The sequence below is a fragment of the Roseibium sp. R5 genome (genome assembly GCF_055755305.1).
The window spans coordinates 5,055,902-5,069,401 of sequence record NZ_CM146910.1 but is presented as its reverse complement, the minus strand read 5'-3'; the positions used below and the strand labels follow the sequence as shown (position 1 = coordinate 5,069,401).

The 13,500-nt window shown below is 56.1% G+C and carries 16 protein-coding genes; 6 read left to right on the top strand and 10 right to left on the bottom strand.

Going from position 1 to position 13,500, the window contains the following annotated elements; all coding sequences use genetic code 11:
* Positions 1–20: 20 nt before the first annotated feature.
* The gene (locus tag AC0J4F_RS23725) at positions 21–374 is read right to left on the bottom strand and encodes a putative quinol monooxygenase (RefSeq protein ID WP_133947943.1); all 354 of its coding nucleotides are present in this window, start codon (positions 372–374) and stop codon (positions 21–23) included.
* A 91-nt stretch (positions 375–465) separates the two neighbouring features.
* Here AC0J4F_RS23725 and AC0J4F_RS23720 point away from each other — a divergent pair, with 91 nt between their 5' ends.
* Positions 466–783 carry an ArsR/SmtB family transcription factor gene (locus AC0J4F_RS23720; RefSeq protein ID WP_133947941.1) on the top strand — a complete coding sequence of 106 codons (318 nt, stop codon included), beginning with the start codon at positions 466–468 and terminating at the stop codon, positions 781–783.
* Positions 784–792: 9 nt separating this feature from the next.
* Here AC0J4F_RS23720 and AC0J4F_RS23715 read toward each other — a convergent pair whose 3' ends face one another.
* On the bottom strand, positions 793–1,404 hold the full coding sequence (locus AC0J4F_RS23715; RefSeq protein ID WP_473024963.1) for a LysE family translocator: 612 nt from the start codon (positions 1,402–1,404) through the stop codon (positions 793–795).
* Between the two features lie 114 nt (positions 1,405–1,518).
* Between AC0J4F_RS23715 and AC0J4F_RS23710 the strand changes: the two genes are divergently transcribed.
* Entirely contained in the window at positions 1,519–2,376 is an 858-nt protein-coding gene (locus AC0J4F_RS23710) for a LysR family transcriptional regulator (RefSeq protein WP_473024962.1), read from the top strand.
* A gap of 44 nt (positions 2,377–2,420) precedes the next feature.
* Here AC0J4F_RS23710 and AC0J4F_RS23705 read toward each other — a convergent pair whose 3' ends face one another.
* On the bottom strand, positions 2,421–3,032 hold the full coding sequence (locus AC0J4F_RS23705; protein ID WP_473024961.1) for a CDP-alcohol phosphatidyltransferase family protein: 612 nt from the start codon (positions 3,030–3,032) through the stop codon (positions 2,421–2,423).
* A 128-nt stretch (positions 3,033–3,160) separates the two neighbouring features.
* Here AC0J4F_RS23705 and apaG point away from each other — a divergent pair, with 128 nt between their 5' ends.
* Positions 3,161–3,580 carry a Co2+/Mg2+ efflux protein ApaG gene (gene apaG, locus AC0J4F_RS23700; protein WP_209172933.1) on the top strand — a complete coding sequence of 140 codons (420 nt, stop codon included), beginning with the start codon at positions 3,161–3,163 and terminating at the stop codon, positions 3,578–3,580.
* Between the two features lie 17 nt (positions 3,581–3,597).
* Here apaG and AC0J4F_RS23695 read toward each other — a convergent pair whose 3' ends face one another.
* The 3 genes from AC0J4F_RS23695 to AC0J4F_RS23685 all read right to left on the bottom strand — a co-directional run bounded on the left by AC0J4F_RS23695 (position 3,598) and on the right by AC0J4F_RS23685 (position 5,629).
* Entirely contained in the window at positions 3,598–4,008 is a 411-nt protein-coding gene (locus tag AC0J4F_RS23695) for a hypothetical protein (protein ID WP_133947933.1), read from the bottom strand.
* A 152-nt stretch (positions 4,009–4,160) separates the two neighbouring features.
* Entirely contained in the window at positions 4,161–5,231 is a 1,071-nt protein-coding gene (locus AC0J4F_RS23690; protein ID WP_473024960.1) for an alpha/beta hydrolase family protein, read from the bottom strand.
* Between the two features lie 26 nt (positions 5,232–5,257).
* Complete coding sequence (locus tag AC0J4F_RS23685) at positions 5,258–5,629, bottom strand: tellurite resistance TerB family protein (RefSeq protein WP_008194819.1); 372 nt, start codon at positions 5,627–5,629, stop codon at positions 5,258–5,260.
* A gap of 256 nt (positions 5,630–5,885) precedes the next feature.
* Between AC0J4F_RS23685 and AC0J4F_RS23680 the strand changes: the two genes are divergently transcribed.
* On the top strand, positions 5,886–7,544 hold the full coding sequence (locus AC0J4F_RS23680) for a lysine--tRNA ligase (protein WP_473024959.1): 1,659 nt from the start codon (positions 5,886–5,888) through the stop codon (positions 7,542–7,544).
* A 60-nt stretch (positions 7,545–7,604) separates the two neighbouring features.
* Here the strand turns inward: AC0J4F_RS23680 and AC0J4F_RS23675 are convergent, their stop codons facing one another.
* The 4 genes from AC0J4F_RS23675 to AC0J4F_RS23660 form a co-directional block, all read right to left on the bottom strand.
* Positions 7,605–8,108 (bottom strand): aggregation factor core, encoded by a 504-nt coding sequence (locus AC0J4F_RS23675; RefSeq protein ID WP_473024958.1) that lies wholly within the window; start codon positions 8,106–8,108, stop codon positions 7,605–7,607.
* Positions 8,109–8,169: 61 nt separating this feature from the next.
* Positions 8,170–10,140, bottom strand: coding sequence for a methyl-accepting chemotaxis protein (locus tag AC0J4F_RS23670; protein ID WP_473024957.1), 1,971 nt, complete (start codon positions 10,138–10,140; stop codon positions 8,170–8,172).
* Between the two features lie 155 nt (positions 10,141–10,295).
* Positions 10,296–11,180, bottom strand: coding sequence for a thermonuclease family protein (locus tag AC0J4F_RS23665; RefSeq protein WP_473024956.1), 885 nt, complete (start codon positions 11,178–11,180; stop codon positions 10,296–10,298).
* Between the two features lie 18 nt (positions 11,181–11,198).
* The gene (locus AC0J4F_RS23660; protein ID WP_209002279.1) at positions 11,199–11,837 is read right to left on the bottom strand and encodes a S24 family peptidase; all 639 of its coding nucleotides are present in this window, start codon (positions 11,835–11,837) and stop codon (positions 11,199–11,201) included.
* A 219-nt stretch (positions 11,838–12,056) separates the two neighbouring features.
* Between AC0J4F_RS23660 and AC0J4F_RS23655 the strand changes: the two genes are divergently transcribed.
* Positions 12,057–12,401 (top strand): DUF952 domain-containing protein, encoded by a 345-nt coding sequence (locus tag AC0J4F_RS23655; RefSeq protein ID WP_209177087.1) that lies wholly within the window; start codon positions 12,057–12,059, stop codon positions 12,399–12,401.
* Positions 12,398–13,492, top strand: a complete 1,095-nt coding sequence (locus tag AC0J4F_RS23650; protein ID WP_473024955.1) for a quinone-dependent dihydroorotate dehydrogenase — start codon at positions 12,398–12,400, stop codon at positions 13,490–13,492. Before AC0J4F_RS23655 ends, AC0J4F_RS23650 begins: the two co-directional genes overlap by 4 nt.
* Positions 13,493–13,500 lie beyond the last annotated feature (8 nt).

The following is a 13,500-nucleotide window of genomic DNA, read 5'->3' as shown; positions in this document are numbered from 1 at the left end:
TCTGCCATTTCAACGATTGATCAGGCTCCCGGATAAGGACTGGCCATTTTGAGCCAGGTGACTTGCATCTCTCCGTCAACAAGCTCCTGATGGCCTGCAAGGAATTGTTGAATGTACGGCATCTGGAGGTGTTCCTTTAGGTCTGCCAGAGACGCCCAGGCTTCGTAGAAGACAAAGAGATCCGGGTCGGCCCGGTCGCGATGCACGTGATATTGAAGCGCGCCTGTCTCTTCCCGTGTCGGGGGGACGAGCGCAACAAGTGCCTGTTCCAGTTTTTCAGCAGAACCGGGCCGTGCGCGGGCTTGACCGACCAGCGCATAAGGACCGGTTTCATCGGCGTCGGGTTCCGGGAGCGCGAAGTCAGGATTGGACATGAAGATCTCCTTAGGTATGATGTGTGTCGTACCTAGGCGAATAAAAGGTAAGATGCAAGTCTTACCTATCGAGTGGCGCAAGAGGGATGAGATGGGAGAGAAGGACGACAATCTGGAGCCGGTCGATCTGGACCTGGGAAAGGTCCTCACCGCCTTGGCAGATCCTCATCGGCGCCGCGTGATCCGGGAATTGGTCCGGGCGGACACGGGTACGGAGCGAACCTGTGCCTCCTTCCAGCTTCCGGTCAGCAAGGCCACAGTGACGCACCATTTCCGGGTGTTGCGGGAAGCGGGCTTGATCCGGCAAGTCGATCGGGGCAATTCCAGAGCCGCAGCATTGCGCAGGGAGGAGATCGATACTCGTTTTCCCGGATTGCTGCCGCTGATTGCTGAAGAGATCAGCCCCTGACATCCTGATCTAACGCGTCGATGCCAGAAGTCCGGCCGCCGTCAGCAAGGTGCCGCCCGCCGTCCGGTTCAGAAGTCTTGGATGTTGTCTCAGGAAACCGAGGCACTGTTTGGCACCGGCCGCATAAAGCATCACAAACGCAAAATCGAGTGCGGCCATGGTTGGGCACATGATCGATAACTGGGGCAGGACCGGCGCCGTCGGATCTATGAATTGCGGAAAGAAGGCGGTGAAAAAGACCAGTGCCTTCGGGTTGCCAAACGCAACCGCAAAGCCGCTCGCGTAAAGCCGCGCCGGGTGGGACGACCGATCTGGTGTTGCTGCGTCAGGTAGAGTTGGTGCTGACCGCCACATTTTGACGGCCATAAAGATCAGCACACCGACACCTGCCCATTTTATGGCCTGAAACGCGACTGCCGAGTTGGCGATGATGATGCCCAGGCCTGCTGCGACCAGCAGCATCTGGATCATATTGGCGGAGATGTCTCCGAGGGCAGTATAGAGCGTGCGTTTCGTCCCGAACTGCAAGGCATGAACCATACCCAATAGGATACTGGGACCAGGTGTCATGGTCAGGATGAGAGAGGCGGCGACGAAGGCGAGCCAGGTTTCTAGGGGCATGATGTTGTCCAGACGGCAATTGTGCTGGAAGGTCGAATAGAGATATATCTCGGTATAAGAAAATAACTTGAGGTTATATTTTTGCCGTCAGATTCTCAAGATCTTCCTCTCGCAATGGTCCGTGCTCTTTGGATCATCGAGGAAACGGGAAGTGTTTCCGAAGCCGCTCGGGCCCTTGGCATATCTCAACCGGCTGTCAGCAAGGGCATTGCACAGCTGGAAAAGCGGTTTGGACTGGATTTGCTCATTCGCGGGGCCCGGCCACTCGGGTTGACCGAAGAAGGGCAAGCCTTGGCGGCATTTGCCCGTCAGGCCGATCTTCTGCAAGACAAAGCGCTCCGTCATTTGCAGGATGTCCGGCGGGACAGGATCGGGACCGTCCGCCTCGGGTCCTTTGGATCGTCCGCCTCCTTTCATATTCTCCCAAGGCTACTTGGCGAGTTTGGCCGGAAATTTCCCGGTATTGACGTTGAGATCCTGGAATTCCCGGACGCAGACCTTGAAACGGTTTTGCGCAACGGCGGCGTTGATGCGGCGATCTTGGCGGATCCGCATAAAGAGGACCTGGACGTTCTCCCGCTCGTGTCGGACGAGCTGGTCGCCCTGGTTCGGGACGATCATCCGTTGGCGGTACGGTCAACGGTGCGGGCGGAGGACCTTTGCCAAGATCCCTTTATCCTGACCAAAGGCGGGAGCGCGCCGTTGGTTGAGAAATGGCTCGCAGCTGCCGGACAGACGCCGAATGTGGCGCACACCATATTGCAGGTGAATTCGATCCTGGCACTGGTCAAGGCTGGCCTTGGGGTGTCGATCATTGCAAAACTCGCTCTTCCGTCTGAGCCGGTTGGCGTGAAAGTCTTGCCGCTCACCCCAACTGCACCAAGGTCGATTATCTTGGCCCGGATCGACAAGGCTCCGCGGTCTCGTGCCGCGCGCACTTTTTGGCAATTCTGCGAGAGCACTTGGACCTGAATGGCCGGATCTGAATGGCCGGATCTAATTGGTACGACAGGCGATCAACGATCCTTCAAGGCGCTGAGACCGATCAGGACGCGGGCACCAGCGGACACAAGGCAAACGGCGGCAAAAGCCCAGGCAAGGACAGGGAACCAAGCTGGAACAAGTGCCATCAGCAAAAAGAGACCGATGGTTTCGGTGCCCTCCGCCAAGCCGCCAATGTAAAAAAGCGACTTTGCCCCCTGGTGGCTGGTCGTAAGGTTGCGTTTTTCCGCCATGATGGCAAAGGCGAGAAAAGCGGAGCCGTTGGCATAAAAACTTGCAAGCAGAGCCGCTGCCGGCAGGGCATTGGTCTCTGGAGCCTGAATTGCAAAGGCGAGTGGAATTACACCGTAGAAAAAGAAGTCGAGCGTGATGTCCAGATAGCCGCCAAGATCCGTTTTCTGGCTGGCGCGCGCAACCGCACCATCCAATCCGTCAAACAGCCGGTTGAGGGCGATAAGAACAAACCCTGCCAGAAAATATCCAAAAGCAATTGAGACGGCAGCCAATAGCCCCAAGCAAAAACCGGACACTGTCACCATATTGGCGCTGATGCCGGCATTCGCCAGCCGCACCCCAATTGCATTCAGGGGAGGATCGATCATTGGTCGAAGGCGGGCATCAAACATGTAGAAGCGGCTTTACGAAGGATTGTTTGGGCGTTAATGCGAAATCCGGTCCGATTTCACAAGCCACACTCTTTCACGGTTGCGTCAATCGCCCTATAAGCCACATGCAACTCGGCCACTCGGCCGGAATGATAAAAGGAACAATCGTGTCTGGCAGTTACCGCGCCATAACCGACAATATCGAAGTCTCCGTAGAGCCTTATTATCTGGACGATGAGTCGAAGCCAGAAGACCAGGAGTTTATCTGGGCCTATCTCGTTGAGATCCACAACGGTGGTGACAAGCCTGTACAGCTCAAGAGCCGGTATTGGATGATCACGGACGCTCTCGGCCGGCTGGAAGAAGTGCGCGGTGAAGGTGTGGTTGGTGAGCAGCCTGTGATCGAGCCGGGGGAGACCTACGAGTATTCCTCTTATTGCCCGCTTGCGACCGATTCCGGGATCATGGCCGGATCATACGAAATGGAGCGCCCAGACGGCACGACCTTCCAGGTTGAAGTGCCCGCCTTCTCGCTGGACCTTCCAGATACGATCCGCAGCCTCAACTAGGTTGGGCTCCGGCGCTTTCAGACACTGTAGAGGCCGCCCGCAAAACCGATCAGGACCCACAAGATCCATTTCCGTCGGTTGAACGCGGTGAGCAGGGCAACGGCCAGGATCGCCATGACAGCATAGATCGCATGTCCGGCAAAACCGGTGCCAAGGACGAGCGCAAAAAGATCCGGGTCGCGGTTTTTGGCCAGCGGATAATGATACTCGGCGAACATCACCAGCGATACGGCGGTGACGCCAACGATCCAGCCAACAAAGGCGATCAGCATCCGCACACCCCAGTGGGCCTTCTTCTGGGCTTTGTTGCGAGAAACCTGCCGATTGGGGCGATGGGCCTGAGCGGGGTGCCTAAGGGCGACTTGCTGCTGATGGCGCCTTAACGGATAGCGCACAGTCGCCTGATAGCCTTGTGAAGGCTTGTTCATCCCCATCTCCGCATGATGCCCCTTGGCCTTTTCGGCTCTGATCGGGTCTTAGCGGCCTCCCGGTTAGGGGCGGGTAAAGCTATTAATTCAATTTGGAACGATTTGGGCCGCCAGGCGGAGTTTGTTTAATACACCCTGAACCTTGACCCAAACTAGCGCACCGTCACACTGGCAGAATGCGACTGGTCATGGACCCAGTTGGCGATAAGGTCGAGTGTTCCCGGCGCAAAGGCCTCACGCCCCAAAGCCAAAAAGGCCCATTCCACCCAAAAAGGCATTTGGTCGGGGCGCTGATAATTGAACAAATCAGAGCGCAACAAGCCATGACTGGCCCTGTCGATGATCTCAAACCGGTTGGCTGGGTGCTGGTTTTCCAGAATTTGCCGGTAGGTCTGAGAATTGTAGTTAGGGTCAACGTTCAGGTCGTCGCTGCCATGAATGATGAACATCGGTTTTTCGGCAGTCTTCAGCGTTTCTGTTGAATTTGAACGCCAGTTCCTTTTGACGAAGTGAAACCGATCCTCCGGCATCGGGCTGGATGTGTCTTGAGCGGTAAGATAATCGGCGTAAGCCGCCTCTGGGCCCAGATACTGCTCGTTCCGACCGGCTTGGCGATCCAGTTCGCTTTTGATTGCCTCTGCTGAAGCGCCGTCAGCAGCCAGTCTTTGCCGTGTGTAATATTGCCCTTGGCGTTGCCAATCGACGGCACCTCCAATGAGCACAAGAAAGTCGGTTGGTTCGCTTTCTTGGGCAAGGTGAGGCAGCACCCATCCGGCCTGAGAAAACCCCAGAAAGCCGAATGAAGACAGTGACAGGCCGGGAAGTGTTTTCAACCGGAGGAGGGCCGCCTTCGCAAGGTCGGCCCTGTCACTCATGGAATGGTCCAGCCAATTGCCTGAACTGCCGCCAACGCCTGGCTTGTCCCAGGAGTAAACGGCAATGCCACTCTCAAGAAAGACCTTTATGAGCGGCAGGTATCCGCCGCCGGAATAGCGGTCCTGCGGTCCGTCGCCATGGATGAGCACCAAGACAGGGGGATTCTGTCCGCCGGGCAGGTGCAGGGTCCCGGAGATTTGTGTGTCCTGATGACTAAACGAGACGAAGCGCGTCTCGTAAGCCGAAAGGTCAAAATCATCGAGACCCGATAATACCTGCAGGCCGAGAACCAGCATCACAGCGCCAAAAACCGATCCGGTCAGCCAGTACACCCAGCGCCGCTGCATGAAACGCAATGATCAGATACCTTCGATCAAGCGGTGCGGTGGCGGGCAATGGCTGCGCGTTCGATGGCAGCGATTGTCAACTTGTCCAGGCTGAAACGATCGCGCAACAACTGCAAGATCCGCAGTTCTTCTTTTTCGACATGCAGGTCGGCCGCGGCCACCTCAACAGCCAGGGCATAGGCAGTGTCATAGAGCTTGGCCGGGAGAATGTCGCCAACCAGTTCTAGAACCAGCGACAGGCCATTTTCTTCCTGCAGGATATCACCGCAGCGCTGGGCTGCCGGGATGACATTGTTCGGGTTGTAATCCTTGAAGACGGGCAGTGTCTTGATCATGTCGCCGATCGTTGCCAGTTCATTGTCGGTCATGGAATTGTCCGAGGCGGCGACAATCACCATCACGTAGATGAGAGCTTCCTCGATGCTGATCGGGTCTTGTCCTGACACTTTTCAATTCTCCTTGGCCACCAATGGGCATTTCTGTTGCCCCGATGTAGCTGCTCAAACCCGCTGCTTCAAGCATGTTCCCTTTGACAATTGATTGACGGCGGCCCCGCCGTTTTCTAGTGTCGCGCCGCATCAAGCTGACCAACCCCGGGGAATGACCCGTTTCGCCAGCTTTTCCCTCAAGAACAACTGAAACGACCTTAAGAACATGACCGATCAATCCCTGCCTCCGCTTGACCTTTCGCAAGAGTTTGTCGAGGCGGCCACCAAGTCCAAAGCGTGGCCGTTCGAAGAAGCGCGAAAACTGGTCAAACGGATCGAGAAGCGGGATCCGCAAAAACCGGTTCTGTTCGAAACAGGTTACGGCCCGTCCGGGCTGCCGCATATCGGTACTTTCGGTGAAGTTGCCCGCACGACGATGGTGCGCACCGCGTTCCGTCTGTTGACCGAAGACAAGATCCCGACACGGTTGATCTGCTTCTCCGATGATATGGACGGCATGCGGAAAATCCCTGAAAACGTGCCGGACCGAGCCGCGCTTGAGCCGTATTTGCAGATGCCGCTCACCGTCGTGCCGAACCCGTTCGGCGGCGACTATGAGAGCTTTGGACATCATAACAATGCCATGCTGCGGCGGTTCCTAGACACCTTCGGCTTTGATTATGAGTTCGCGAGTGCGACCGACTACTACAAGTCGGGCAAGTTCGACGACATTCTTCTGCGGGCTGCAGAACGCTATCAAAAGCTGATGGATGTAATGTTGCCAACGCTTGGAGAGGAGCGCCGGGCGACCTACTCGCCGTTCCTTCCGATCTCGCCGACCTCTGGCCGGGTCCTTTATGTCCCGATGAAAGAGGTCAATGCCAACGACGGCACCATCACTTTTGAGGATGAAGACGGCCAGGACGTGACCGTGCCGGTCACTGGCGGCAACGTGAAGCTTCAGTGGAAGCCGGACTTTGGCGCGCGCTGGGCAGCGCTTGACGTCGACTTTGAAATGTTCGGCAAGGACCACGGTCCGAACATGGCGGTCTACGACAAGATCTGTAAGGTCCTCGGCGGAACGCCGCCGGAGCATTACGTCTATGAGCTGTTTTTGGACGACAAGGGCGAGAAGATCTCCAAGTCGAAAGGCAATGGTTTGTCCATCGATGAATGGCTCACCTACGCGCCTACGGAAAGCCTGGCGCTTTACATGTTCCAGAAACCGCGTACGGCGAAGCGGATGTATTTCGATGTGATCCCGAAGGCGGTCGACGAATACTATACGTTCGCGCAGAAATACGAGCAGATGCCGGTTGAGCAGAAACTGCAAAACCCGGCATGGCACATTCACTCCGGCGACATCCCGAAGATCGACATGCCGGTGTCGTTTGCCATGTTGCTCAACCTGGTATCCGCATCCAATGCAGACAGCAAGGATGTGCTTTGGGCCTTCATCTCCCGTTATGCGCCGGGCGTAACGGCTGAGACACATCCGGAGCTTGACGCACTGGTCAGCTACGCAATCCGTTACTTCGACGATTTTGTGAAACCGACCAAGTCCTTCAAGACACCAGATGAAACTGAGCGTCAGGCACTTGAGCAACTGGATGCGAAACTTGCAGCTTTGCCGGCCGATGCCGACGGCGCGACCATCCAGGACGCGGTTCTGGATGTGGCAAGGGCGATCGAGCGCTACCAGGATCACAACAAAAAGGGACCTGATGGTGGACCGGGCGTGTCCGTTGCCTGGTTCTCAGCGCTTTATCAGCTGCTGTTGGGACAGGAAAAAGGCCCGCGTTTTGGATCTTTTGTCGCGCTCTACGGGATTTCCGAAACCCGCGACATGATCTCAAGAGCGCTCGCCGGAACGATCGCGGACTAAAGCGCCAGACCTATGAAGAAAAAACCGATGACTGTGTGCCGGTCATCGGTTTTTTTGTTTTCAGGAGACGCAAGCGTTCATTTTGACGCTCGCCATTGCATTCGGTCCGAAAACAGCCTCTGACCGTTGGCCGTCCCGCAGCGCAACGACCTTTGCGCCGGTGATTTCGGCATCTGACACCGTGATCTCGCGGCTTTGCACGGTGTCGTCGACGTCGATCGTGAAGGAAATTTTCTCGGATTTTCCAAGGCTGGTGACAGTCAGCTGGATGCTGTTGTCGCCGTCTTTCACGGATGGGATGGCAGTCAGATGCTCTCGGCCATCCGTGATTTCGAACGGCTGAAATACTTGAACGCCGGCGCCGCTTGATGTCGTGTCAAAGATGAGACCGAACGGGGAGGGCTGAAGGTCGATCGTCACGGTCATCGGGCCAAGGTCGCAGCCGCCAGCCGCAGAAATTGTGAACCGGTCTTTTGGCGCCCCCTCATCGAACCGGACATCGAGGTCCGCTAGAGCCGGGCTCGACAGCGCCAACGCCATCCCACATATCGCAATCATCCGCATGCTGGTCTCCTTCATCTGGTGACCAGCTTACGTTGCCGTCGTTCGGTTGGTTTATTTGGACTCAGTCCGCATCGTCGAAGAATTGAATGCCGGTCGTCCCGGCGTCAGTCCAGACAACATGTCCAAGGCGTTCCTGATCATCGATCATTACGCTTACGGTCTTTCCTTTTTCGGCGCCGACCAGCCCCTTCAGTGCCGCGCCTGTGCGGGAGATATTTTCGATTTCGATAGTCTGTGTTTTGCCATCGACATGGGCTTGGGTAACCGCGGCCGTATCCTTGCGTGGGGATCGTCTGGCTTCGGCATCCTGGAGTTCATTGTCCATCGCTTTGGCCAGCAGAACCAACTTGTCCAAAACGGCGTTGCTGGATGTGTCCAGATCTTTGAGCGCGTCGAACGCATCCTGCCTGCGGCCTTCCTCCGCGGCCAGAAGCGCCCTGTGCCCTGCGTCGTGAACGTCCTTGTGCGGGGCCACGAGGGCCTTGAAAGCCGGGTGGTTCCGGACGCGGTCGTTCTTGATGCCGTCATACCATTTGCCAAGTCGGCAATGATGGTGATCAGGCATCACAGAAGATCCCCAATCGTCATGTCCGGTCACAGTATCGACGACCCGCTTTTTGAACAGAACATGGTCAATCCGGGCCATTTCAACCAATGACCGGTCACTGTCTGCGTCGAAGAAACGTTTGGCATTGTCACTGAAGTGAGTGTTGCAATGCTGAAGCGTGGTTTGCATTTCGCCGAGCTGCATGTCGGTGTTGCGATTGGATTCCGCGACAGACGATACGTTTCTTGCGATCTCGTGACTGGCTTCTTTTTGCTGACGCAAAATATCTGTGATCTGGATAGCCCGCTCAGAAACATTTCCAACCATCGTGTCAATCGACTGCATGATTTCATTGGCAGATGCGATCGCGCTTTCACCGTTTAGAACCGCTCCCTCTGATCCCTGAATTGCAGTTTGGATTGTTGCCATTCCTGCAGTCAGTGCATCGATGCGCTGTGCAATGTCTTCCGTTGCCTTGCCTGTTTGCGAAGCGAGTGTCTTCACCTCGGCGGCCACAACCGCGAAGCCCTTGCCAGACTCCCCTGCACGGGCGGCCTCAATTGTTGCATTGAGTGCTAACAAGTTCGTCTGATCGGCGATCGATTGGATGACCGACAGGAATTCGCTGATCTGGTTTGCCGCTGTGTTGAGGTCTGACAGGCTTTGAGATGTTTCTCGCGAGGTTCGGGAAATGTCACCGATCGCCTGGGACACCGCAGACATCTTGTTGAGGCCATCTTTGGCCGCTTCATTGGTTTGGGAAGCTTCCTGTGCTGCGCCTTCACTGTTTTCCGAGATCTGTTCGATGGAGGCAACCAGCTGATCAGCCGCTGCCGAAATGGATTCCCCGTTCACATTCGCTTCTTGTGTGTTTCGGGACAAGAGCGCCATCGCCATGACGATTTCATTCAGTTCGACGATATTGTCAGCCGTGATTTGAAGGTTGCGCAGACCTGTAGTTTCCCGCTCGTGAATTCCGTCCAACCGCTGTTTTTCGGTTTCGAAGGCACGTTGCGCGAGGATCATGTCCAGAAAAAAACGGGTCACAAGCTCCTGGATGGATGAGGTCATGGCGCTCTGCGAGAAGCGATGTTTGCGAATGAGCACCGGGATGGCTTCGTTCAACATGCGGCCAAAGGCTGACATCAGCCATTCCGCCTCCAAGCCGATCCGCACATGAGCCTGACCGATACGCGCTGCCTGACCAATGAATTCAAGATCGGGATCATTGTTGAAAATATAGTCCCAATGCTTGCTCTGGGCGTTTTTTAACGACTTGGGATTGGTAGCGTAGGAGCCCATTTTTGCTCGCAGCTCTTCGTTTGCGAGCATGTCATTGTAGAACCGGTCCAGCATGTCGGGCATGGCAGGTTGGAGATCCTTCCAGACTTTCTTCGACGCATGCGTGCTGCTGCCCTTTGGCGTCATAAAGTCGATGAACTTGCTGAGATTGGTTGTTTCGGAAGGATTTACGGGCTTCGGCATCGACATTTTTGCTAAGTCTTTCACGTTGCTGGATATTCAACGTCGTTAACCTAGCGTGAGCCTCGTAAAAGAAATTCTAATAATCGAATGTGTGAATATTAGTTGAAATACCTATCGTCCAATGTCTAAGAGTTATTTTGGTATATTCTTTCTGCTCACTCAACTTGAGGCTGAGTGTCTGTGTTGCCGGAGTTCGTTGTCGTGCCGTCTGTGAGGGTCCGCAGGCTCCAATCAACAACGTCTGGCGCGAGTTGCTCCAGATCGATTTCGTTGAGGGCGCTGGGTTCAGCCCAATCTGCTTGCGGAAGATCTGTCAGCCACTCGGTCTGCCACTGGCCGATCTCCTTGGCTTTGGCCGCTTCTGCGAGTTCCTTGAATTCATCCGGGGCAGTTTCCAAAGGCGTTGCCCAGCCAAAGCGGACCAACTGCGAACTCAGATCGATTGCGCCTCTGGTACAGACAGCCGAAATTTCCTGCGGGGCAAGGTCTTCTTGTTTGACACAGCTGACTTTTAAGCGCCGGATGAGACCTCGCAGAAAGGTTCTGGCCCGCATGCCGCAAGGCCACGAGGCACCCAGTTCTGTCTTGCACTTGGCTTCCAGATCCAGCGATTCAATATGGGCGAGGCGCACTGTCAGGCGCCCGGACTTCAAATGTCCTGCATCCGGAACTTCAACGCGGACGAGTTCCAGCGGACCATCCGGGACTGGTTCAACCGGCGGGTTCAGGAGTTCTAACAGCCGTTCCGACGGCCCGACACGGGTAAGTTTACCGGTGACCTGAGGTGCCGACACACCGTCCGGTGATACGTCCCGAAGGGCATCTGGAGGGGACGCGGCAGTTTGTTCTTCCTGCGAAGGCACGCTCGGAGCAAGCGGAGCTGCATCATTTTCAGGTTTGGCCGCCACAACCGGTTCGGTTTGAGAAGAGACGGTCTCCGGCTCAGGTATAGCTGGCGGTTCTGCGATAATGAGCCACGCCACCGCGCCGGCGAAAGCACCGACGACTGCAAGTGGGACGACCAGTGAGCGGATTTTCATATCCGGATCTCAACCCTGTTATTGGCTCGCCCAGATGATACGGGCTGTCCACTCAATTGCCGAGTGGAGAAGCGCCGCCTTCTCCGGATTGTCCCCGATTGTCTGGACCTGCAAGGTTTTCGGCGTCCGTTTCAAAAGCGTGTAGACGGCAAGACCGCCTTCTGAGGGTTTTAACACGATCCGGTCACCGCGCCGGACCGCAGCGGACGGCGCAACAACAATCAGGTCACCTTCACGATAAAGCGGCAGCAAGGCGTCGCCAGACACTTCAAGGGCAAAAATGTTCTGGGTGTGGTCAGTCGGAAAAACAATTGTTTCCCAGTGTTCTCCCGTCGGGCGGCCCGTGGTGTCGAACGCGTTTTCCTCATGCACGTTGGAAAAGCCAGCAACCGGCAGCGCAGAAAGGGTTGTGGACGGCCTTTGTTCTGGGGCTTCCACCCGACCGGCAAAGCTTTTCAGGCTTTCGCCTGTGGCCTCAAGGATCTTTGCAAGAGATTCGGTCGATGGCCATCGTGGACGCCCATCACCGGCAAAGCGTTTCGAGCGGTTAAAGGTAGTCGGATCCAGTCCGGCTCTCTTCGCCAGGCCTGACGGCGTCATCTCGTTGTAAGAGGCCAATGCATCAATGGCAGCCCATACTTTTTCGTGCGACAGCATCGGGGCCCGTCTCCCACCACCAATCAAACAGGAATAAATACCTTTTTTCCGAGTATGGTGAGTGCAGTTTTTTCTGTCAAAAAGCAAGAATGGCAGCACAGACAAGGGTGCACTGCTTGTCTGTCCCGACGAGCATGAGTAGTGTCCGCCGAAATTATCCTGGACAACGGACTTGTCTTACTCCGATGGACCCAACCCCGCATGGAGCGAAACCAGCGCATGACAGCGATCTTCAAAATTGTGCCCAAAACCATGTGGCAGGCAGCCGAACAGTCTGGCGTGTTTAAAGGAGCTCCTGTGGATCTGGCTGACGGTTTCATTCATTTCTCCAGCGCTGAGCAGGTCCGGGAAACTGCTGCAAAGCATTTCGCCGGCCAGAACGATTTGCTCATCGTCGCGTTCGACGACACAAGCTTTGGCGGCACCCTGAAATGGGAGCCGTCGCGAGGCGGGGCCTTGTTTCCGCACCTCTACTCCGACCTCGATCCAGCTTCGGCGGTTTGGGTAAGGGATCTTCCCCTCGGCGATGATGGGGCGCACGTGTTTCCGGAGCTGGCGGTATGAGCGGGAACGTGTTTGAAACGGCAATCCAAAAGGGCCTTCAGTTGCTGGACGCGGAAGCAGCCCACCGCGTGACAATTTTGGGCCTGAAATCTGGTTTGGTGCCTTCGAGGACAAGCCCGGTGGATGCCCGGCTCGCCGTCAACCTTTGGGATCTGACTTTCCCGAACCCTCTTGGCATGGCAGCCGGCTTTGACAAGAACGGCGAAGTGCCGGATGCACTGCTGAAGCTCGGGTTTGGGTACACGGAAGCAGGTTCTGTTACGCCGCGCGCTCAACCCGGCAACCCAAAACCACGCGTGTTCCGTTTGCCGACCGATCATGGGGTCATCAACCGGTATGGTTTCAACAACGACGGGCACGCTGCTCTGCGGGACCGTCTAAAAGCTCGGAACGGAGCTTCTGGCGTGGTCGGCATCAATGTCGGCGCAAACAAGGATTCTGAAGACCGGAACGCGGATTACGTTGCCGGTATCCACGAATTCGCGGAATTTGCCTCATACTTCACGGTGAACATTTCTTCGCCGAATACGCCGGGTTTGCGGGATTTGCAGGCACGATCGGCGCTTGCAGACTTGCTGACCCGCGTCATGGCTGCGCGCGATGACGCAACTGCGAAAATCGGCCGTCAGGTGCCGGTTCTTTTGAAGATTGCGCCGGATGTTGTCGTGGGCGACCTTAAGGACATCGTCGAAGAAGTGTTGGACAAAAAGGTAGATGGCCTGATTGTTTCCAACACCACGATTTCGCGCGAAGGCTTGAGCGGCGAGGGGCCTTTCCAGGAGACCGGGGGCCTTTCCGGCCGCCCGTTATTCCAAAGATCAACCATTATGCTGGCAAAGGCACGCACGATGGCGGGACCGGATCTCCCGATTATTGGTGTTGGCGGTATCGACAGCGCAGAAACTGCCTGGGAGAAGATCCGCGCCGGAGCCGATCTGCTCCAGCTCTATTCCGCTCTTGTTTTCAAGGGGCCGTCGCTGATCGACGAAATCCTCAAAGGCCTCGCTGCCAAACTTGACGAAAAGGGATTGCCGTCGTTGCGGGCCGCCCGCGATGCCAGCGTTGATGACTGGGCATCCAAAGAGCCGTAAACGCAATA

What these genes read in the sequence shown, in the direction of transcription:
- AC0J4F_RS23725 (WP_133947943.1), bottom strand. Translation starts at nt 374, where the DNA reads ATGTCCAATCCTGACTTCGCGCTCCCGGAACCCGACGCCGATGAAACC.
- AC0J4F_RS23720 (WP_133947941.1), top strand. Translation starts at nt 466, where the DNA reads ATGGGAGAGAAGGACGACAATCTGGAGCCGGTCGATCTGGACCTGGGA.
- AC0J4F_RS23715 (WP_473024963.1), bottom strand. Translation starts at nt 1,404, where the DNA reads ATGCCCCTAGAAACCTGGCTCGCCTTCGTCGCCGCCTCTCTCATCCTG.
- AC0J4F_RS23710 (WP_473024962.1), top strand. Translation starts at nt 1,519, where the DNA reads ATGGTCCGTGCTCTTTGGATCATCGAGGAAACGGGAAGTGTTTCCGAA.
- AC0J4F_RS23705 (WP_473024961.1), bottom strand. Translation starts at nt 3,032, where the DNA reads ATGTTTGATGCCCGCCTTCGACCAATGATCGATCCTCCCCTGAATGCA.
- apaG (WP_209172933.1), top strand. Translation starts at nt 3,161, where the DNA reads ATGATAAAAGGAACAATCGTGTCTGGCAGTTACCGCGCCATAACCGAC.
- AC0J4F_RS23695 (WP_133947933.1), bottom strand. Translation starts at nt 4,008, where the DNA reads ATGAACAAGCCTTCACAAGGCTATCAGGCGACTGTGCGCTATCCGTTA.
- AC0J4F_RS23690 (WP_473024960.1), bottom strand. Translation starts at nt 5,231, where the DNA reads ATGCAGCGGCGCTGGGTGTACTGGCTGACCGGATCGGTTTTTGGCGCT.
- AC0J4F_RS23685 (WP_008194819.1), bottom strand. Translation starts at nt 5,629, where the DNA reads ATGGTGATTGTCGCCGCCTCGGACAATTCCATGACCGACAATGAACTG.
- AC0J4F_RS23680 (WP_473024959.1), top strand. Translation starts at nt 5,886, where the DNA reads ATGACCGATCAATCCCTGCCTCCGCTTGACCTTTCGCAAGAGTTTGTC.
- AC0J4F_RS23675 (WP_473024958.1), bottom strand. Translation starts at nt 8,108, where the DNA reads ATGCGGATGATTGCGATATGTGGGATGGCGTTGGCGCTGTCGAGCCCG.
- AC0J4F_RS23670 (WP_473024957.1), bottom strand. Translation starts at nt 10,140, where the DNA reads ATGCCGAAGCCCGTAAATCCTTCCGAAACAACCAATCTCAGCAAGTTC.
- AC0J4F_RS23665 (WP_473024956.1), bottom strand. Translation starts at nt 11,180, where the DNA reads ATGAAAATCCGCTCACTGGTCGTCCCACTTGCAGTCGTCGGTGCTTTC.
- AC0J4F_RS23660 (WP_209002279.1), bottom strand. Translation starts at nt 11,837, where the DNA reads ATGCTGTCGCACGAAAAAGTATGGGCTGCCATTGATGCATTGGCCTCT.
- AC0J4F_RS23655 (WP_209177087.1), top strand. Translation starts at nt 12,057, where the DNA reads ATGACAGCGATCTTCAAAATTGTGCCCAAAACCATGTGGCAGGCAGCC.
- AC0J4F_RS23650 (WP_473024955.1), top strand. Translation starts at nt 12,398, where the DNA reads ATGAGCGGGAACGTGTTTGAAACGGCAATCCAAAAGGGCCTTCAGTTG.